We start from the raw sequence: 255 nt of genomic DNA, 5'->3' as shown, positions 1-255 counted from the left end.
TACCATTGTGGGTGTTCACCACAAGAGTGCTGTTATCACGCTAGTAGAGCGTCTTTCCAAAATCATCATCACTTTGAAACCGGATGGCCGCAAAGCCAGTGACATTGAACAGAGGATGAACCAATGGTTGGAATCGATTCCTCGACATTTCTTTAAGTCGATGACGTTTGATTGTGGTAAGGAATTTTCCAATTGGAAAGCATTAAGTAATCAACATGACATTGATATTTATTTTGCCGATCCAGGAACGCCCTC

1 protein-coding gene is annotated in these 255 nt (G+C 42.0%); it reads left to right on the top strand.

All coding sequences use genetic code 11. The features are described from left to right. Positions 1-255: IS30 family transposase (locus tag ACEN33_RS12545; protein ID WP_407094278.1), on the top strand; the 255-nt coding region annotated here is incomplete at both ends.

It is taken from the genome of Ruoffia sp. FAM 24228 (genome assembly GCF_045528575.1).
GTDB lineage: Bacteria > Bacillota > Bacilli > Lactobacillales > Aerococcaceae > Ruoffia > Ruoffia halotolerans.
Note: the sequence above shows the minus strand (reverse complement) of the source record. Positions and strands in the feature narration are given on the sequence as shown.